We start from the raw sequence: 19,357 nt of genomic DNA on the forward strand, positions 1-19,357 counted from the left end.
GCGAACCTATACCTTGCGCTCGTCTGTGACGAGTGCTTAACATGGTTCAGCGATTATATCGCTACAATTATTATTTTATAGCTATGTCACATCAATACAGAATCAGGGATATTGAAGAGGTTTACTTTGTAACGTTTACAATAGTTGATTGGATAGACGTTTTTACAAGGCCGGCTTATAAGGAGTTAATAATTGATTCACTCAAATATTGTCAGCAAAATAAGGGCCTTGAGATATATGCGTATTGCTTAATGACCAATCATCTTCATTTATTAGTATCGGCACAACTTCCGGCAAAGCTTTCAGATATTATTCGTGATTTTAAAAAGCATACTAATAAGCAGATCATGAAATTAATGGAAACAGAAAATGAAAGCCGTAAAGATTGGATAGTTTACCGGTTTCAGTATCATGCAAAGTATAATGTCAGGATACAGGATTATAAAGTGTGGCAGGACGGTTATCACGGGATAGCTTGTGATAAGCCTAATATTTTGCTTCAAAAGTTGGATTATATTCATCATAATCCCGTTAAAGCGGGCATTGTTGCTTTACCAGAGCATTATCTATACAGTTCGGCTGTTAATTATGCAGGTGAAAAGGGCTTACTTGATGTGTTGTTATTAGATACTGGGTTTTACGTTGCAAACGTAAAACCATATTAAGCACTCGTCACAGACGAGCGCAAGTTATGTTTATCTTTCATTGCGCTCGTTATAACAAGCGCTTAACTTGTGTAAGCGATTGTATCGCTACTGTTTAACCCTTCTTGCCTCCCTTTTTCTTCTCCACCGCTTCTTTAAACTTCTTGTCCTCTTTTTCCTTTTCTTTTACGGCTTTCTTAACAATTTTTTCCTGCTCTTTTTTGTCCTCGGTATTTGTTTGCTGGTTTAGTTTTTTCTCCTGGGCAGGGCCTACGCCCGCGCAGTTTTTGATGCCGTTAAGCAGCACATGCCAAACCGTTTTAAAGAAGGGGAAATTAGCCGGGCGGATGTAAACCTCATTAGCCAGGCGTGGCGTTTTATTGCCATCATCGGGGTTATCGTGTTTTAATATCACGGCATTAGCCAGCGCGCTGATAAGCGTTTTCTTGGTGTAATCGGGCCGTAGTATATCAACCTTTAAGCCTTTATATAGAAAAGATACGGTGCCTTTTGAAAGCTTTTGCGTGCTGTGTATATCAAAATCGAAGCTGTTTAACCTGCCATCGGTTATTTTAACCATTGAGAGGGGCATCAGCACCGGGTTAACATCGCTCATGTTCATGGGCGCAAGGTGCCCCTTGTAAGCGTAGTTATAAGTAGCATCGTTAAGGTTAAACACAAAGTGCAGATCGAGTTTGGCCTTTCCCATAAAATAGCTGGTGATGTTAGCAGTAGCAATATTGTTCTTTTTTAGCTTATCCGCACGGTTGGTAAGGTTGAGGAACCGGCCTGAAATGTTGTTAAACTTTAAATGCCCAAACTTTTTTGAGGTTTTATTAAGCTGCGAATACACCACATTCATACGTTTCATATCCAGCGTATCAATATTAAGCGTTGCTTTAATAGCATGGCGAATGGCCCAATGGGGAAACGTTACCAGCCTGTCGGTAGTTTGCAAGGCGCCATTATAGTTACTGAAGACTTCGAAATATCCTTTATCAATCACAAGTTTTTTAATATCAATACTTTGCGATTTTTGATAATTGATGTAATCAAAATTTTTTAATTGTGCCGAATCAATGTGCAGGGTAAAGCGGTCCTTTTTACTTTTTTCAAAAAACGCGGCACGGTCTATTGGTTTAAGATCAATCCCGGTAATGGCAAGGTTTTTTGTTTGGGTAGATAGCTTTACCGATTTAACTTTAAAGGTATATAAGCCGCTTGCAGCTTTACTGTTGTAGTTTTTTAATTCGGTAGTAACATCTTTACAATATAAAAAGCGCGTGGTATCTGTTTGCGTTGCCGAATCTATCAGCAGGTCGGTGGCCTTTATATCCATCTCCTTAAGTTCGGATATCGCCAGCTTTGGCCCTGTATAGTTTTTTTGCTTGTAATTTATATTGGTAAAAAGGATCTCGCCTATATGCACCAGCTTAAAGCTTTTTGAGATTTTTTGGTAAAGTGTTCGTTTGTCTTTTTTGGCGGTATCGGTATCCTTATCAGCATACTTGCTTATTTGTATTTCGGGTTCGTTTAAGGTGATGCGGCCAACGTTCAGTTTCTTTTTAAAGTAGAATTCAAAAGGGTGGGCGTTTGATATCACCAGTCGTTTCACATGTAATTCGTACAAACTGCCGGGGGCGCCGCCTTGCTTTTTCATTTGGCTATATACAGCCGTATCGGGTTTAAAGGTAATATCGTATAGCACTGCTTTACCTTGCAGTATGTTCAGGTCAAGGTTGCTGTAGTTTATGGTGTATAAGCTATCAGTGCCTTTTAAAACGGCTTCTTTTACTTTGGCCGAAAGTTTCGGGGCTAAAAAACTATTGATAATTAATACCGCCACTATAGTAAGCAGTACTACAGCGCCGATAACTATCAGCAATATTTTTTGCCAGCGGTGTTTTAAAAAGGTAGTTGCCATGTTTGTTCGCTTTGCTTATGTTCCCAGCGACCTTAATGGCGGCTTGTTGCAGATATATAACAACATAAACCGAAAATTGTTAAGCGCTGACAAAGTGTCACATCATTATATAAAAATTGTGTATTTTTGTAGTTCAATTTTTTACATGACAATGGATTTGCTTATACCGGATAAAGTGCACGATGAGACAAGGCAGGGCGAGGCTTTAATTTTAGAGCCTGTTGGTAAAACAAATGGCCGTAAGCTTTATATAGAAAGCTATGGCTGCGCCATGAATTTCTCTGATAGTGAGATAGTAGCTTCGATATTGGCCGAAAAGGGCTTTGAGACCACGTCAGATTTTAACAGTGCTGATGTTGTTTTCATCAACACCTGCTCTATACGTGAGAATGCCGAAGTACGTGTGCGTAACCGCCTGAAAGAATTTGCAGGTGCTAAATTCAGGAACCCCGGTATGGTGGTTGGTGTGCTGGGCTGCATGGCCGAACGTTTAAAGGCTAAATTTTTAGAAGAAGAAAAACTGGTTGATGTTGTGGTTGGCCCCGATGCTTACCGCGACCTGCCAAACTTAATAGAACAGGTTGATGGCGGCCAGCGCGCAGTTAACGTATTGCTTAGCCGCGAGGAAACCTATGCCGATATTAGCCCCGTGCGTTTAAACAGCAATGGCATTAACGCCTTTGTATCTATTATGCGTGGCTGCGATAATATGTGCAGCTTTTGCGTAGTGCCATTTACCCGTGGCCGCGAACGCAGCCGCGACGCACACTCGGTTGTGGCCGAGTGTAAAGACCTGTTTGATAAAGGCTACCGCGAAGTTACTTTGTTAGGCCAGAACGTAGACTCATACAAATGGAGCGGGCAGTTAGCCGAAGGCGTTGAGCCTTTAGCCGTTGGCGATGAAATTACCGTTGTGAATTTTGCCAACCTGTTAGAGATGGTAGCACTGGTTAGCCCGGAGTTGCGCGTGCGTTTCTCAACATCACACCCCAAAGATATTACCGACGAAGTTTTACATACCATTGCTAAATACGAGAATATTTGCAATTATATACACCTGCCGGTACAAAGCGGTAACAGCCGGATACTGGATATCATGAACCGTACTTACGACCGTGAGTGGTATATGAACCGTATTGATGCCATTCGCAGGATAATACCTGATTGCGCGGTATCAACAGATGTGATAACAGGGTTTTGTACCGAAACAGATGAGGAGCATAACGATACTGTAACCATGATGGATTACGTGAAGTACGATTTTGCCTACATGTTTAAATATAGCGAAAGGCCGGGTACTTTAGCCGCAAAACGCTACGCCGATGATATACCCGAGGATGTAAAACAACGCCGCCTGGCACAAATTGTAGCCAAGCAACAGGAGTATTCATTTTACCGCATGCAGGCGCGGATTGGTAAAGTTGAGAAAGTGCTGATAGAAGGCTTCTCCAAGAAATCAGACAAAGACTATTGCGGCCGCAGCGACCAGAACGCTATGGTGATATTCCCGGTAAGCGAGAATTATAAACCAGGCCAGTATGTAAACGTATTGGTAGAGAGAACAACGTCGGCAACGCTGATAGGAACTATTGTAGAATAGAATCAAGAATCAAGAGACAAGACAGGAAATTGCAAGAGACATAACTTTAAGAGTTTAAAAGTATGGCAAAAAGCGATGGATCTGACAGACATGACTTTTGAATTTTGCAAAGAATTACCAGCTAATGAAAGATATAATCTTATAGATCAAATTAACAGGTGTTCTGTCCCTTCAAACATAGCAGAAGGTTCAGGTAAAAATACCAGTAAGCATTTTGCAGAGTTTTTGTCTATATCGATATCTTCATCTTTTGAACTCGAAACACACTTATTAATATGTGAGCGAAGAAAATATGGGTCTGAAGAAAAATTAAGAAATTGCCTGGAGCTTTTGTCTGAAGTTCAAAGAATGATATTCTCATTTAGAGAGTACGTTCTGAAAGCCGAAGCGATTTCTTGATTCTTGACTCTAACATCTTGACTCTTTTTTAAATATGGAAGTACAAGACATCAAACAACGCTTTGGCATCATCGGTAATTCGCCGTTGCTGAACAGGGCTATAAATATTGCAAACCAGGTTGCACCTACTGATATCTCGGTATTAATTACCGGCGAGAGCGGGAGTGGTAAAGAAGTTTTTTCGCATATCATCCACCAGATGAGTCCGCGTAAGCATGGGCCGTTCATAGCGGTTAACTGCGGGGCCATCCCCGAGGGCACGATCGATTCAGAACTATTCGGGCACGAAAAAGGCGCCTACACAGGTGCCGTTGGCGAGCGTAAAGGTTATTTTGAAACAGTTAACGGCGGTACCATATTTTTGGATGAAATAGCCGAGATGCCCCTGGGTACACAGGCGCGTTTGCTGCGCGTATTAGAATCCGGCCAGTACATCAGGGTGGGTTCATCAAAGGTTGAGAAAACCAATGTGCGTGTTATTGCTGCAACCAATGTAGATGTTTATGATGCGGTAAAAGCTGGTAAATTCCGTGAGGATCTTTACTACCGTTTAAACACCGTGCCTTTAAAGATCCCGCCATTACGCGAGAGGAAGGAAGATGTGTTCCTGCTGTTCCGCAAATTCACAGCAGACTTTACCGATAAATACCGTACCCCGCCCATTCAGTTAGATGAAGAGGCGCAGCAGGTACTTATTAATTACTCGTGGCCTGGTAACGTAAGGCAATTGAAAAATATGGCCGAGCAACTTGCCGTGTTAGAACGCGACAGGGTAATAACCGCGCAAACCCTTTTAACCTACATCCCGCATGAAGCTGGCCGTACAAATCTGCCTATGCGTTTGGATAACCAGCCAAAAGAGGATTTCTCTGAAAGGGATATCCTGTATAAGGTACTGTTTGATATGAAAAGGGATATGGTAGAGCTGAAAAAATTGGTTGCCGAAATTATTGAGCATGGCGGTGTAAGCACAAATTTCCAGAACAATTCTACAGCGTTAACACAATTGTATCGCGATATTGAATTGCCATCGGTTAATACCCACGAAACACAATTTACATTGCAGCAACCCGTTAACAATAGCGTTAGCAGCAGTAATAATAATACAGATTACAACATCACACACGATGCTGAAGAGGTGGAGGAATCGTTATCGCTGATAGAGAAAGAATCCGACCTGATACGCAAAGCACTTAAAAAGCATAAAGGCAAACGCAAATTGGCTGCTAATGAGCTGGGCATATCAGAAAGAACTTTATATCGTAAAATAAAAGAATTAGATTTATAAGTAACAAATGAGGAAGAGGCTGTTTTTAAGTTTATTGGTTTTGGGTACCGTAGTTATGTTGTTTAACTCGTGTGCCTATAAGTTATCGCTTAACGGCGCTTCTATACCGCCCGATCTGAAAACCATCGATATCCAGTTTTTTGAGAATAACGCGCAATTGGTAGTGCCTACACTAAGCCAAACATTTACCGAAGCATTAAAAAATCGTATCCGTACGCAAACAAACATCAGTATTATAAGGGGCGAAGCCAATGCTACCATGAGCGGAGCTATTACAGGTTACAGCATTGCACCGGTTTCTATACAGGCAACAAACAGCAACACCGCGCCAATTGCCGGTGCAAGCCGTTTAACTATAACAGTTCAGGTAAAATATGTTTACGATGCCGATAAAAAGCTTAGTTTTGAAGAATCGTTCACAAAATCTAAAGATTTTACCGGCGATAGTGCATCGCAGGAACAAACTTTGATACCGGAGATTGTTAAACAATTAACAGACGATATTTTTAACAGAGCCTTCGCCAATTGGAATTGATAGGATATTTTTTAAACCAGCGTGGATCAATACGTAGATAACAGGCAGAAAGAGATTTTATGGGACATATTAGCCAACCCGGCTAATAATGGCGCGGCATATACACAAAGCCTGGAGCGCCTGGTGCAGCAACACCCCCAAAGCGGATTGCTACAGGTACTATTGGCACGCACGGGCGATAAGCAACTGTTAAATAAAGCATCGGTTTACTATAAACCGCGTACACTGTACAAGTTGATAAACAACCCCGGTGATTTGCCGATAGTTGACAAGGACGCCATTAAATACTCTCCGGAGGGTATTGTTGAACATTCAACTTATTCTAATACAAACACTCCCGCCGATACAGTTATTGCTGTTATAGAAATTGCAGAAGCGGAGGCAGCTGATACGGCACAGGAAGCCATTATTGCCATAGATGATGATAACACTGAAGAGGCATTTGCCGAGCCGATAGCAGAAATTTCAGAGGAGCCGGCAACAGAAAATGAAATTGATAATAGCTATGTCCCGTTCGTTATACAACAGGAAGAAGTTAAACCTGAAGCAGTAGGTGATGGGGATGTAGCACAACAGGATATACATATTGCGCAAGAACCGGTTTCACTGCCGGAGCCGCAAGCAACAGAAGAGCCCGTTGAAAACATAACGGGCGAGACCTATACCCGCGGTTCAAGGTTCCCGAAGAGGGATGTTCCCAGCAACATTACAATACCAGAGCCCGAGTACCCGCAACAGCAGCAGGATATTGAAGATGATGTGTATGATGAAATTGTAAGTATTGAGGATATTGGTTTTGAGGCTATTGCAAGTGAACAGACCGCCGAGCCCTTAACTGAAGCCCGGTTTAGCGACCCAACAGCAGAGAGCGGCCCCGAAGAAGAGGAAGCATCTGCTGTGCTTTTCCATCAGCCGGAAGGTGTTGTTGAACCTGTTACAGATCATTCAAAAACAATAGAGCAGGAAGATCGCCTGATATTGGGTGGCATTGTAAATACCGACTACCTGAGGTTTGATAAAAAGCTCGATGAACTGCGTAATAACACGGCTGCAGAACCTGCAAAGGTAACAGAGCCGCAACAACAACCGCCACAAACAGAGCCTGCGGCAGAAACGCAGGGTGTATCGCGCTACGATGATGATAAAATGCCATATACTTTTTTGTGGTGGCTTAACAAAACCCGTAAAGAACACGCCGAAAACCTGCAGCCCTATGCAACTCATAACCGGAGTACAGAACCCGACAGGCGCCAAAAAGCAGGTAGTGCTGATGAACTGCAACAGCAGTATTACGAGAATATATTCAGCCTTACATCAGTAAGCGGGGTAGACAGGGAAGCCGACCCGGCAGCGGTAGCGTTCGATCCTAATAAAAAAGAGGATATTATTATTGAGCGGTTCATCCATACCGAGCCGCAGATAAAACCACTTTCGGCAGATAAGCTGGATAACGAGAATAAAGCCAAAAAAAGTTCGGAAGACCTGAACGATTTTGTTACCGAAACACTTGCCCGCATTTATACCGACCAGATGCTATATCATAAGGCGATAGCCACTTATAAAAAATTGATATTGAAATATCCGGAAAAAAAGCTTTACTTTGCAGCCCAGATTGAACAGTTAGAAAAGAAAACCAATTGATATAATAAAGAAATGTATTTAGTATTGATCGTCATCACGATAATTTTATGTGTCCTTTTAGGGCTTATCGTATTAATCCAAAACCCTAAAGGTGGCGGTTTAGCTTCAAATTTTTCAGGTTCGTCGCAATTAATGGGCGTGCAAAAAACCGGCGACTTTTTAGAAAAAGGTACCTGGGTGCTGGCTATCAGCATTATGGTATTATCGCTAATCATTAATGTATCTGTTAAAGGTGGTGCGCAAAAAAGCGACGACCCGGCGCAAATGGAACTGATCAAAAAAGCGTCTAAACCATCTGCAGCACCTGCAGCAGCACCATTAAATGTGCCTGCTACAACACCTGCACCGGCAAACAATACTCCTAAAAAGTAATAAAGTATTAAGCATACGTAAAAAGGCCGTATCATAATTAAATGATACGGCCTTTTTACGTATAATTTGCCAGCTTTGAATCTGCTGTATCTTAAGGGTTAATAAAATTATGATTATTTAATATTTTGTTAATAATTTAACTTTATATTTCGCATGTATTAATAATCTACCTCGACTCCTTATTACATGCGAAGATTCCTACATAAACCTTATTGGCGTAAATCTATTTTTTTATTAATTTTCTTAACAACCATCGTGTTCGGTTGTAAAAAAGATCTTTATGATTCAAAAAGTAAATACACTGTTGACAATTCTCTTTTACAAAATTTAAAAGATGAATTTGCAAAGAACAGTTTAGTAATATCGAGTTTGAACAGGCCATATTTACTGATATTGTGTATAACTACAGAACTGGGTTTGAATATGGAACACCAGCACAAAAAGTTGCTTATGAAAGTTGGCTAACGGCCCTACAAATGGATTTACCTCTTATCCTAAATTGACAGCAGGTACAGCAGCCTATAATAACTTTATTACACAATACAATAGCTTTTTAACACAATACAGCACCAATTTGGCTAATCCTTATAACGGGCCGACTATCAGCCTGAACCCTACAGCGCTAATCAATATATTAAACCAATCAAGTTGTAACTAATCATGAAAGCAAGATTTTATATTATCCTTGTCTCTTTTCTTTATAGCGTGCCAAGTTGCGCACAGGCCAAATTTACAGAAGGAGTAAATATCGTAAATAATCAAAAATTTGAGGTGGCCAGATCAACGATGGCGTTTAATGATAAAAAACCATGGTACATTTTCCCTCAAAAAAACAAATATAAAGGGCCTATCCCACGGCCTGCGGATAATTATAAGTTCCCAATGCGCAGATCTGATATCCATGTTGATAATGACATGACAAGCACCATTGTTTACCGCGTTTTAAAAGATAAAAAGGAGGCCTTACATAATAAAAATGAAAAACTCGGTATATTGTTTGTTTTCGAAACAAACGGCATATTAACAGATGCTAATTACACTTTAGCTGAAGATTCCATTATTACCTTATCAGAAATAGAGCAAATAGATACCGCCCTTAGGCAGGAAATAAAAGCAAGCTTTACCGGTCAGGATTATACACATTATGTAGCTGTAGATTATAATCTTCCAAGGAGTATAAGCTTTTAAGAAATATATAAATGTCGCCCTTCTTGCTTTGGTTTATGGCATAATGTTGTACGCCAGCAAAGTTTATTGAAGGTGAAACTACGGTGATTTTTTTAATTTTAATGTAATTCAGCAAAGGCTTTGGACTATCCTCCAAAGCCTTTTTTGCTGAAATTAGGTTAACTGCCATGATGGCACTTCGCCCCCAAATAAAAACCAATAGGTTGTACCCTTACCCCTAAAAGGTGACAATTGAACAGTAATTATGCCAATAAGGAAATATATTACTGCTTGGCATAATTGATGTGAAAACCATAAACGAAAACTTAAAATTTTAAAAATTCAATTAGTATTACTATGTCATTAAACATTAAACCCCTTGCGGATAGAGTGGTTGTTGAAGCCGCTGCTGCAGAAACCAAAACCGCTTCTGGTATTTACATTCCTGAAACTGCACAGGAGAAACCACAAAAAGGAACTATAGTGGCTGTTGGCCCTGGCAAGTATGCTGATGTATCCGGCACCCTTATCCCAATGACCACCAAAATTGGTGATGCTATACTGTACGGAAAATATGCAGGTACCGAGGTCAATATCGATGGTAAAGAATACCTGATCATGCGCGAATCTGACATCTACGCGGTCCTTTAATCAATTACTGATTTTAGTGAAGGAATGAATAAGTGAGTTATTCTTTCGCAACAATTTAAAACAAAACTTTACAAATTAAAAAACACATAGGTTATAGAGTGGTGAATTAATTACTAACTCAATAATTCAATAATTAAAAACATGGCAAAACAAGTTAAATATAATGTTGAAGCACGTGACGCTTTAAAGCGTGGTGTTGATATTTTAGCTAATGCGGTTAAAGTTACATTAGGTCCTAAAGGCCGTCACGTAATTATCGATAAAAAGTTTGGTTCACCGGCGGTTACTAAAGATGGTGTAACTGTAGCTAAAGAAATTGAACTGAAAGACCCTATTGAAAACATGGGTGCCCAAATGGTTAAAGAAGTTGCATCAAAAACTGCTGATATTGCAGGTGATGGTACTACTACTGCTACCGTTTTAGCGCAGGCTATTGTTACAGCAGGTATTAAAAACGTTGCAGCAGGTGCAAACCCAATGGATTTGAAACGCGGTATTGATAAAGCTGTTGCCGAAGTTGTTAAAAACTTAAAAGCACAGTCACAAACCGTTGGCGAAGACAACAACAAAATTAAACAGGTAGCTTCTATATCTGCTAATAACGATGAAGTTATTGGCTCATTAATAGCTGAAGCTATGGCTAAAGTTGGTACTTCAGGTGTTATCACTGTTGAAGAAGCAAAAGGTACCGAAACCGAAGTTAAAACTGTAGAAGGTATGCAGTTTGACCGTGGTTACCTTTCTCCGTACTTTGTAACCAATTCAGACAAAATGGAAGTGGAATTAGAAAACCCTTACATCTTGATCTATGATAAAAAGATCTCTTCAATGAAGGAATTACTTCCTATTCTGGAGAAACAAGTACAAACAGGCAAACCTTTATTGATCATTGCTGAAGACCTTGACGGCGAAGCTTTAGCTACTTTGGTAGTTAACAAGATCCGTGGTTCACTGAAAGTTGCTGCTGTTAAAGCACCCGGCTTTGGTGACCGCCGTAAAGCAATGTTAGAGGATATCGCTGTATTAACCGGCGGTACTGTAATATCTGAAGAGCGTGGTTATAAATTAGAGAGCGCTGACCTTTCAATGTTAGGCCAGGCAGAAAAGATCACTATCGATAAAGACAACACTACACTGGTTAACGGTGCAGGTGATGCTGAATTGATCAAAGGCCGTGTTGGTGAGATCCGCGCGCAGATCGAAACTACTACTTCTGATTACGACAAAGAAAAATTACAGGAGCGTTTAGCTAAATTATCTGGCGGTGTTGCTGTATTGTACATAGGTGCTGCATCTGAAGTAGAGATGAAAGAGAAGAAAGACCGTGTTGACGATGCTTTACATGCAACCCGTGCGGCTGTTGAAGAAGGTATTGTTGCTGGTGGTGGCGTTGCCTTCATCCGTGCGGTAGCTGCTTTGGCTGACCTTAAAGGCGCTAACGAAGATGAGAATACTGGTATCCAGATCATCCGTCGCGCTATCGAAGAGCCTCTTCGCCAGATCTGTGATAACGCAGGTATCGAAGGTTCTATCATTGTACAAAAAGTTAAAGAAGGTAGTGCCGATTTTGGTTACAACGCACGTACCGATAAATACGAAAACTTAATTGGCGCCGGTGTTATCGACCCAACTAAAGTAAGCCGTGTAGCTTTAGAAAATGCAGCGTCCATCGCTTCAATGCTGTTAACCACCGAGTGTGTGTTGGCAGATGAGCCTGAAGACGAAAAAGGCGGCGGCATGCCACCAATGGGCGGCGGCGGCATGGGCGGCATGATGTAATCATCACCGGCCACGGGCCAAATACTAAATAACAAACCCCTTGTCTGTTTTTACAGACAAGGGGTTTTGTTTTATACACTCATTGTGTACATTTTAAGCGTTTTTATACACTCCGGCCAAATGGTTTATCCCCCAAAATAACGCATTGTGTTATTTTTATGTAACATAATAGCTATTTACCCGGTTAGGCATGGCATTTGAATAATAGCCGGTATGAAACAAATAGTAAATAAAAGGAAGCATATACATAGCCGCATTGTAGAATGGGTGCTGTTTAAAGGCCCCGAGCTGTTTGTAACCCTGTACAGTTAAAAAAAAATCATAATTTTGGCCCCCTATGGAGCTAAAAGACATCTATAATACCCTGCATATTTGGCTTGTAAATTATGGGCCAAAATTCTTATTCGGTATCATCTTATTTTTTGTAGGCCTTTGGGTTATTGCGTTCATTAAAGCGCGGTTAACGCATAGGATGAGCAAGCGCGAGATCCACTCTTCGTTACAACCTTTTTTTCTTAGCCTTTCAATAACAGCGTTATACGCTATTCTTATTATTACTGTATTTAATGTTATAGGTTTCCAGCTTACATTTATTAGTACGGTTGTTGGTGCTTTGGGTGTGGCAGCGGGTTTAGCGTTATCTGGTACGCTGCAAAACTTTGCGGGCGGAGTTTTGATATTGTTACTTAAACCTTTTGAAATTGAAGACCACATCATCGCGCAGGGCCAGGATGGCCGGGTGCAGTCTATCCAGCTTTTTTACACGGAAATACTCACCGCCGATAACAAAACGGTTATCATCCCAAATGGTAAACTTTTTAATGAAGTGATAACGAATATTGGCCGCCAGGGCAAACGCCGTTTAGATATTGATTTTAAGCTTAATTATGGAGTGGATGTTGATCAGGTAAAAGGCATTTTGGTTGACGCCATAAAAAGTGTACCTAATGTTTTGGGCGAGCCTGCTACCAAAGTTGGAGTGCTTCTTTTAGAAGCAGACGGCATGCGTTTTACCGTGCGTGTATGGGTAGATCCCGCCCATTTTTTGGCTACCAAAATGGCACTGCAGGAAAAGATAATTAATGATATCAAAGCCGCCGGGATCAAATTCCCGGGGATGGCGTAAGAGAATCAAGAGTCGGGAACCAAGGCTTTTTTCTTGTATCTTGATTCTAATAGTCTTGAGTCTTCCGTTATATCCTCTGCTTCGCCTTTAATTCCAGATACCTGTTGATGGTATTGATAGTAAGGTTTTGCGGCGCGCTTAATATGGACTGTATACCATGTTTGGCCAGCTCTTTAACAATCATTTTTTTGTCGTAAGCGAACTTTTCGGCAATGGTTTTTATATAGATGCCTTCTACATCCCGGGCCGGCTGCTCGCTTAAATGCTTTAGCTCGGTATTCTCAAAAAACACAACCAGCAATAAATGGAATTTGGCTATCCGTTTTAAAAATGGCAGCTGCCTTTGCAGTGCGTTCATACTTTCGTAATTGGTAAAAAACACCACCAGGCTGCGTTGCTTCACTACATTGCGTATGGTGCTGTAAAGCGCTTCCATATTGGTTTCCAGGTAGCGTGTTTTCTCTTTATACAGTACCTCCAGTATCTTGTTCATTTGCGTAGGCCGGCGGTCGGCAGGGATAACTGCGCCAATTTTTTCGGCCACGGTGATCAGCCCGGCCTTATCCTCTTTAAGCAGGGCTATGTTTGATAGCACAAGGCTGGCGTTGATGGCATAATCCAGCAAGCTTAAGCCATCAAAGGGCATTTTCATGGCGCGCGATTTATCAACAACACAATACACTTGCTGCGATTTCTCGTCGGTGTAAAAGTTGGTCATTAAGCTGCCCTGCCTGGCGGTAGCCTTCCAGTTAATGGTACGGTAATCATCGCCGGGTACATAGGTTTTTACCTGCTCAAACTCCATACTATGGCCAAGCCGCCTTATTTTTTTGATGCCTATCTCGTTCAGCCGGTTTGATATGGCCATCAGCTCGTATTTGCGCATCTGCAGGAACGATGGATACACGGGCAATGTCTCGGCCTGCTCAAAGTTAAAACGGCGGCTAATAAGCCCTAATGGCGAACGGGCGAACACCCTTACCATCCCAAAATCATATTCACCACGTTTGGTAGGGCGCAGCATGTAGCTGATAAGCTTATGTTCGCCGGGTTTCAGGATGGTTTTAAACCACACATCCCGCTTTTGAAACTGAAACGGGATCTCGTCAATTATCCCTGCCGATATGGTAAAAGGATAGTTGCTCTCTATATAAACCCCCAGTTCATTATCGTCGCTGTTGCTTAACCGCTCGGGCGCATGGCGTTTGGCAAATATGGTTTTTGATGGGCGGTACAGCATCAGCAGGTCTGCAAACGTAAGCAACAGCAGTGCCCAGAATGCCAGCTCGGGCACTATCCCAAGCCATGGGAAAAAGAACGACAACAGGAAAAGCACGGCGCAGCCACCCAGCCCGGTAAACAACCTGCCGGTTAAAAATAAATTGGTATAAAATAGGCCGAAGAGTTTTTTCACCTGTGTTATCGTGGTACTTCAATTTTTTGGATGATCTGGCTAATCACTTCATCAGGTGTTACACCTTCCATTTCTTTATCGGGCGTAAGCATAATGCGGTGCCTTAGTACAGGTTTTGCTACGCTGATAATATCATCGGGGGTAACAAAGTCGCGGCCTTTAATAGCTGCCATTGCCTTGGCCGCATTAACAATTGCCAGCGACGCCCGTGGGGAGCCACCCAGAAACAACGATTTATTGCTCCGGCTTTCATGAATTATCTGCGCGGTAAAGGCCAATATTTTGGGTTCTACATAAAGTTCCCTAACCTGTTTACGCAGGCTTACAATATCGGCACCGGCCAAAACAGCATCAATATGGCTAAGCTGCTCGGTAGTTTTTTGCTGATGCTGTTGGGTAACAATAGCTATCTCTTCCTCCAGTGTTGGGTATTTGATCTCTATCTTAAACAGGAAACGGTCAAGCTGTGCTTCGGGCAGGCGATAGGTGCCTTCCTGCTCAACCGGGTTTTGCGTGGCCAGTACAATAAATGGCTCGTCCATTGTATAGGTCTGCCCGTCTATCGTTAGCTGGCGCTCTTCCATCACCTCAAATAAAGCCGATTGTGTTTTGGCAGGCGCACGGTTTATCTCATCAATCAGGATAATGTTTCCGAATATCGGCCCGCGCTTAAACTCAAACTCAGTGCTTTTGGGGTTAAATACCGATGTGCCCAGCACGTCAGACGGCATCAGATCCGGCGTGAACTGGATGCGCGAGTATTTGGCCTCAATGGCTTTGGCAACAAGCTTGGCGGTTAGGGTTTTGGCAACGCCGGGTACACCTTCTATCAGGATATGCCCGTCGGCCAGTATGCCGGCAATCACCAGTTCAATAACATCCTGCTGGCCCACAATTATCCGGGCAAGGGTTGCTTTTATTTTATCTACAGCCGCGCTTAATTTGCTAAGGTCTGTTCTTTGTTCAAAATTCTCATTTTCCATATGATCCGGATTGGATATAAAATTTTTCTATTAATTGGTTCAATACAATAAGTTCATGATCGCTAACGCGCGATTGCTGGCTCATGTAATTAATATGGCTCACTAAATCTCTCGCCAGCGATTCATCAACACCAGTTTTATTGATAAAGCTCACCAAAAAATCGTTGTTGTAATTGCCTGTTTTTAAGCCGAACACATTGCGCAGGTGCTCGCCAAAATACACTATTTTTTTTGCGGCTATGTTGCTGTTATCACGCTGCTCATAATATACCTGGCCCACTACGCTTACAAACTCTACGGTAGCGTTTTTTAAAGGCTCTATCACCGGGATAATGCGTTGGCGCCGTTTTATTTCGTAAATAACAAAAAGCAGCAGGCTGGCCAAACTAATATAGTAGGCCCATTGCAGGCCGGGGTTGTTAAAGAAAACCCGCATTGGCGATTGGTCGGCACTTACATCGTGGTTTTGGTATAGGTCCCAATAAATATTTTCGGTTACCGGCAGGTAAGAAAGCACTTTAGCAGGATATTCACTGCCGTTGGGTTTAAGCAGGCTATAATTGGTTAATATTTGAGGGTTTGCAAATAAAAACAGGCTGCCTTTGCCAAACTTAAACCGCAAATAATTGCTTTTGCCGTATTGGTTTTGGCTGATGGATGTGCCCCTGGCTGTATCAAATTTACTGAAGTATTGAGAGCTGATGTTGTTATCGAATTTATAACCGGCCGCTTTTTTTAGTTGCGGATTGGTGAAGTTAAGGCCCTGGTTTTTCTTATCATATTCAACGCCGGTTTCTAATTTCAGCGAGTCGCTGATGTAGCCATCAAAGTTAAAAGCCGAAATAAATACCGAGTTGCCGGCACTTATATACTTGACCATTGCCTTAAAGTCGATTTTACTGAAAGTTGCATTTTGGGCTATCACAATGTAACTGCCGCCCGTTAAATTACCGTTGGTAAACACGTCATAAGGCGATCTACTGATGTTCTTTACCTGCGCCCCGGGGAAAATATCCTTCAGCCGGTTATAAAATACATAAGTGCCATAGGGGATCTTGTCGTTATATGACAGGGTGGTGGCCCAGTTTACAGGGTTTGGCCTGTTAAATTGGGCTACCAGGTAAATGAGCAACAACGCCGAGCCAACAGAAATATAGATCTTAAAATCTTTCATGCTGTCCCCTCCTTAAAATTGTTGAACAGCAGGCTTATGTTTTTAAACACATCGCCGTTTATGGCAAAATCGCCATACCAAACATATTCAAACTTATGGGTGAGATTTTTAAAAGCTTCGCGCTGGTTAATGTCGGCAAGTTCGTTTATGTAAGTGGTGTTTGTTTTATTAAGCTGCCAGTCAATAAGCCCTTTATCACTTAATTGCTTCAGGCTTTTAAGGTACAGCATCCGTACGGCCAGCCTGTAGTTGTTTACGGCCACGGCTTTCTCTATCTCTGTATCAAAATCAATTTCGTGGATGTTCTCTTCAGATTCTGCATAGGCCAGCTTCGCTACCTGCGGGTTACGCCTAAAAGTATTCAGCACGTTTATACCGGCAAGCTTTAATACTAAAAATATAATAGCGGCAACACCCAGGGCAATAAAAAAGTATTTTAAAAATACCATAAAGTTGCTGGTTAGTTTTTTGTCTTTAAAGTCAAATAAACTCCAGAACCATCTCCAAAAGCGTGTCCATAAAGATGGGCCGCCATCATAATTTTCGCGGTAAACAAACTCGGGCCGTTTTTTGTAGGCGTTAAGGGCAGTGGTGTCAAACTGCCTTGGCGTAACCGTGGCGGTGTCTGTTACCAAAACAGCTTTTGGTTTAACTGCCATTTTTACCACAGGTTTAGGCACAGGCGTTTTACCTGCATAACCGTGGATGCAAAAAAGCATAAAAATAAACAGGCAAACAGTACGCCGCATTTAGTATTCTTCGGTAGGTAAATTGGTTTGCTCGCCAGGGGTGCTGCCAAACTTGTTGATACGATCAAGCAAGCTGGTACCTTCTTTATGTTCGGCAAGGTTAAAGTAGCACAAGCTGATGCCAACAGTTGGTATAATAAGTAAAACCTGCGCAAAGGTTTGTAGTATAACCGAAAATAGAATTGTGCCTGTTGATAACTGCGGTATTTTTTGCGGCCTCAACCAAACGCTTGCCATATTAACCGCAGATGCAGGTATTGTGATAACAATTATCATTACGTAAACAATTATCCATATTACTAAAACAGCCCCGGCAGTTGCCCACCAATTCTCTTTTATTAGTTGAAAGCTGCGATTAAAAGCATAGCCAAAAGTGGCGTTCTCCATAACCATTATCGGGAATATTAAACCCATGATAGGGAAAAGGTATATGCCTGGTATTAAGCATAATACAAAACCGCCACCTACTAGCAAACCTATTATAATGGAGCCTCCTAATATCCGCAGAAAATAGTATTTAAAATATCCCCATACCTCATCTGTAGTTGGGGCTACATTGCCCTTTTGTTTATAAAGGGCCATATAACTTAAAACTGTAACGCTGATTGCGCTCATTGTTAATAACGAAAATACCATGGTAGCTACATAGCTCACCCAAAAATCGGACATGGATGAACTAAATGTTTGCGGCCCGCCGGCGCTGGCCTCGTTAAAAACATGCATTATTTTGTATTGCTGCAAAAAAGATATAGCCGATAGCGCTATCAGGAAAAAGCCGCAAAAAATAAAAAAGCTTTTTAGCAACTCTTTAAAATTCTGGCGGATAAACTGGAAGGTGTCGCTTATAATTTCGCCAAAATCCCGCAGTTTGGCTAATTCAATTTTTGGTTCCATATAAGGTTTTTTTATAAATTCTGTTTGGATAAATAACCACGTACCACACCAGGAATATAAGCGAGCCAATTAAAATACAGCTGCTTAACCATATAGGCATTTCGGTATGGCGGGTTACAAAGCTTTCAAAAAAAGCGGCAACAATAAATATAGGCACCAGCCCAACAGCTATCTTCATGCCATCGGCAGCGCCTTTTTTTAGTGATACCATGCGAGTAAATGTTTTGGGGAATAAAAGGCTGTTACCCAGCACAAGGCCCGCCGCGCCTGCTATTACAATGGCCGAGATCTCCAGCGTGCCGTGGATCCAGATAACCAGTACCGATTTCATGCCCAGCCCTTTGCTGAAAAAGTAATACTGAAACGAACCCAGCATTAAACCGTTACGCAGCAAAAAATACACCGAGCCAACCGAAAAAATAATACCGGCAGCAAACGTTACCAGCGATACATAAATATTATTGGCTGCAATGCCAAAAAACATCACCACTTCGCCCTGGCTTTTATAAACGCCGAAGGGGTCGCCTTTGGCAATGTTGGCGTTAGTCATGTTAATATAGTCGTCGCCCATTATCAGCCTCACAAAGTTGTCGTCATATTTGGCAGATAAGGCCCCCATTAAACAAAAAACAATAAAAAAGATGAAAGAGTACATTACCTGCTTTTGGTAGGTTTTGAATAGAATGGGTAATTCAAACTGCCAGAAAGAGATAAAGCGGTTGCCTTTTTCGCTTTTGTTTTTGTAGATGGATTGATGGAATTTTGATGCCAGCCCGTTTAGGTAAGCTGTTGTTTTTGATTTTGGGTAAAAAGTTTTGGCGTAGGCCAGGTCGTCAGTTATTTGAATAAAATTATCCGCAAGCTCATCCGGGTCGTTCGTGGCAGATTGCTCAAAATATTCCCATTTTTTGGCATTCTGTTTTACAAATAAGGGCTCGCGCATTAATTATTAGTGATATATAGTTTGATGCCGTTAAAATAAAGACAAATTTTTATAATTCAACGAAAAGCTGTTAA

Annotated in this window: 17 protein-coding genes and 1 pseudogene; 11 read left to right on the plus strand and 7 right to left on the minus strand. The window is 41.7% G+C overall.

Annotated features, from left to right (window positions below; translation table 11 throughout):
• Positions 1–41 precede the first annotated feature (41 nt).
• Positions 42–665 carry an REP-associated tyrosine transposase gene (locus IDJ75_RS17040; RefSeq protein WP_224746651.1) on the plus strand — a complete coding sequence of 208 codons (624 nt, stop codon included), beginning with the start codon at positions 42–44 and terminating at the stop codon, positions 663–665.
• Between the two features lie 94 nt (positions 666–759).
• Here the strand turns inward: IDJ75_RS17040 and IDJ75_RS17045 are convergent, their stop codons facing one another.
• Positions 760–2,568 carry a hypothetical protein gene (locus tag IDJ75_RS17045; RefSeq protein ID WP_191176859.1) on the minus strand — a complete coding sequence of 603 codons (1,809 nt, stop codon included), beginning with the start codon at positions 2,566–2,568 and terminating at the stop codon, positions 760–762.
• Between the two features lie 151 nt (positions 2,569–2,719).
• Between IDJ75_RS17045 and miaB the strand changes: the two genes are divergently transcribed.
• The 10 genes and pseudogenes from miaB (at position 2,720) to IDJ75_RS17095 (ending at position 13,126) form a co-directional block, all read left to right on the plus strand.
• The gene (gene miaB, locus IDJ75_RS17050) at positions 2,720–4,168 is read left to right on the plus strand and encodes a tRNA (N6-isopentenyl adenosine(37)-C2)-methylthiotransferase MiaB (protein ID WP_191176860.1); all 1,449 of its coding nucleotides are present in this window, start codon (positions 2,720–2,722) and stop codon (positions 4,166–4,168) included.
• A gap of 60 nt (positions 4,169–4,228) precedes the next feature.
• A pseudogene (locus IDJ75_RS17055) lies at positions 4,229–4,567 on the plus strand (four helix bundle protein); the annotation flags it as partial.
• A 34-nt stretch (positions 4,568–4,601) separates the two neighbouring features.
• Entirely contained in the window at positions 4,602–5,855 is a 1,254-nt protein-coding gene (locus IDJ75_RS17060; RefSeq protein ID WP_191176862.1) for a sigma-54 interaction domain-containing protein, read from the plus strand.
• Between the two features lie 7 nt (positions 5,856–5,862).
• Positions 5,863–6,390: an LPS assembly lipoprotein LptE gene (lptE, locus tag IDJ75_RS17065; RefSeq protein ID WP_191176863.1), complete on the plus strand. Its 528-nt coding sequence runs from the start codon at positions 5,863–5,865 to the stop codon at positions 6,388–6,390.
• 21 nt (positions 6,391–6,411) lie between these two features.
• Positions 6,412–8,031, plus strand: coding sequence for a hypothetical protein (locus tag IDJ75_RS17070; protein ID WP_191176864.1), 1,620 nt, complete (start codon positions 6,412–6,414; stop codon positions 8,029–8,031).
• Between the two features lie 12 nt (positions 8,032–8,043).
• Positions 8,044–8,403 carry a preprotein translocase subunit SecG gene (gene secG, locus IDJ75_RS17075; RefSeq protein WP_191176865.1) on the plus strand — a complete coding sequence of 120 codons (360 nt, stop codon included), beginning with the start codon at positions 8,044–8,046 and terminating at the stop codon, positions 8,401–8,403.
• A 660-nt stretch (positions 8,404–9,063) separates the two neighbouring features.
• Positions 9,064–9,591: a hypothetical protein gene (locus IDJ75_RS17080; protein WP_191176866.1), complete on the plus strand. Its 528-nt coding sequence runs from the start codon at positions 9,064–9,066 to the stop codon at positions 9,589–9,591.
• A 336-nt stretch (positions 9,592–9,927) separates the two neighbouring features.
• The gene (locus IDJ75_RS17085; RefSeq protein ID WP_191176867.1) at positions 9,928–10,221 is read left to right on the plus strand and encodes a co-chaperone GroES; all 294 of its coding nucleotides are present in this window, start codon (positions 9,928–9,930) and stop codon (positions 10,219–10,221) included.
• Between the two features lie 141 nt (positions 10,222–10,362).
• On the plus strand, positions 10,363–12,000 hold the full coding sequence (groL, locus tag IDJ75_RS17090; RefSeq protein WP_191176868.1) for a chaperonin GroEL: 1,638 nt from the start codon (positions 10,363–10,365) through the stop codon (positions 11,998–12,000).
• Positions 12,001–12,337: 337 nt separating this feature from the next.
• Complete coding sequence (locus IDJ75_RS17095) at positions 12,338–13,126, plus strand: mechanosensitive ion channel family protein (protein WP_191176869.1); 789 nt, start codon at positions 12,338–12,340, stop codon at positions 13,124–13,126.
• Between the two features lie 67 nt (positions 13,127–13,193).
• On the opposite strand, the gene IDJ75_RS17100 is transcribed toward IDJ75_RS17095, so the two are convergent.
• From IDJ75_RS17100 to IDJ75_RS17125, 6 genes are read right to left on the minus strand one after another with little or no spacing between them, the layout of a single operon-like run.
• On the minus strand, positions 13,194–14,540 hold the full coding sequence (locus tag IDJ75_RS17100; protein ID WP_191176870.1) for a DUF58 domain-containing protein: 1,347 nt from the start codon (positions 14,538–14,540) through the stop codon (positions 13,194–13,196).
• A 5-nt stretch (positions 14,541–14,545) separates the two neighbouring features.
• Positions 14,546–15,523, minus strand: a complete 978-nt coding sequence (locus tag IDJ75_RS17105; protein ID WP_191176871.1) for an AAA family ATPase — start codon at positions 15,521–15,523, stop codon at positions 14,546–14,548.
• On the minus strand, positions 15,513–16,697 hold the full coding sequence (locus tag IDJ75_RS17110) for a DUF4350 domain-containing protein (protein WP_191176872.1): 1,185 nt from the start codon (positions 16,695–16,697) through the stop codon (positions 15,513–15,515). Before IDJ75_RS17110 ends, IDJ75_RS17105 begins: the two co-directional genes overlap by 11 nt.
• The gene (locus tag IDJ75_RS17115; RefSeq protein WP_191176873.1) at positions 16,694–17,416 is read right to left on the minus strand and encodes a hypothetical protein; all 723 of its coding nucleotides are present in this window, start codon (positions 17,414–17,416) and stop codon (positions 16,694–16,696) included. The genes IDJ75_RS17110 and IDJ75_RS17115 overlap by 4 nt, the downstream gene beginning before the upstream one ends.
• A 30-nt stretch (positions 17,417–17,446) precedes the next feature.
• Positions 17,447–18,340 carry a hypothetical protein gene (locus IDJ75_RS17120; RefSeq protein ID WP_191176874.1) on the minus strand — a complete coding sequence of 298 codons (894 nt, stop codon included), beginning with the start codon at positions 18,338–18,340 and terminating at the stop codon, positions 17,447–17,449.
• Positions 18,324–19,283: a stage II sporulation protein M gene (locus tag IDJ75_RS17125; protein ID WP_191176875.1), complete on the minus strand. Its 960-nt coding sequence runs from the start codon at positions 19,281–19,283 to the stop codon at positions 18,324–18,326. The genes IDJ75_RS17120 and IDJ75_RS17125 overlap by 17 nt, the downstream gene beginning before the upstream one ends.
• Positions 19,284–19,357 lie beyond the last annotated feature (74 nt).

It is taken from the genome of Mucilaginibacter rigui (assembly GCF_014773275.1).
Classification (GTDB): Bacteria; Bacteroidota; Bacteroidia; order Sphingobacteriales; family Sphingobacteriaceae; genus Mucilaginibacter; species Mucilaginibacter rigui_A.

Coding starts and splice junctions, on each gene's coding strand:
- IDJ75_RS17060 (WP_191176862.1), top strand. CDS start 4,602: ATGGAAGTACAAGACATCAAACAACGCTTTGGCATCATCGGTAATTCG.
- miaB (WP_191176860.1), top strand. CDS start 2,720: ATGGATTTGCTTATACCGGATAAAGTGCACGATGAGACAAGGCAGGGC.
- secG (WP_191176865.1), top strand. CDS start 8,044: ATGTATTTAGTATTGATCGTCATCACGATAATTTTATGTGTCCTTTTA.
- IDJ75_RS17085 (WP_191176867.1), top strand. CDS start 9,928: ATGTCATTAAACATTAAACCCCTTGCGGATAGAGTGGTTGTTGAAGCC.
- IDJ75_RS17045 (WP_191176859.1), bottom strand. CDS start 2,568: ATGGCAACTACCTTTTTAAAACACCGCTGGCAAAAAATATTGCTGATA.
- IDJ75_RS17095 (WP_191176869.1), top strand. CDS start 12,338: ATGGAGCTAAAAGACATCTATAATACCCTGCATATTTGGCTTGTAAAT.
- IDJ75_RS17125 (WP_191176875.1), bottom strand. CDS start 19,283: ATGCGCGAGCCCTTATTTGTAAAACAGAATGCCAAAAAATGGGAATAT.
- IDJ75_RS17105 (WP_191176871.1), bottom strand. CDS start 15,523: ATGGAAAATGAGAATTTTGAACAAAGAACAGACCTTAGCAAATTAAGC.
- IDJ75_RS17040 (WP_224746651.1), top strand. CDS start 42: ATGGTTCAGCGATTATATCGCTACAATTATTATTTTATAGCTATGTCA.
- IDJ75_RS17120 (WP_191176874.1), bottom strand. CDS start 18,340: ATGGAACCAAAAATTGAATTAGCCAAACTGCGGGATTTTGGCGAAATT.
- IDJ75_RS17110 (WP_191176872.1), bottom strand. CDS start 16,697: ATGAAAGATTTTAAGATCTATATTTCTGTTGGCTCGGCGTTGTTGCTC.
- groL (WP_191176868.1), top strand. CDS start 10,363: ATGGCAAAACAAGTTAAATATAATGTTGAAGCACGTGACGCTTTAAAG.
- lptE (WP_191176863.1), top strand. CDS start 5,863: ATGAGGAAGAGGCTGTTTTTAAGTTTATTGGTTTTGGGTACCGTAGTT.
- IDJ75_RS17115 (WP_191176873.1), bottom strand. CDS start 17,416: ATGCTTTTTTGCATCCACGGTTATGCAGGTAAAACGCCTGTGCCTAAA.
- IDJ75_RS17080 (WP_191176866.1), top strand. CDS start 9,064: ATGAAAGCAAGATTTTATATTATCCTTGTCTCTTTTCTTTATAGCGTG.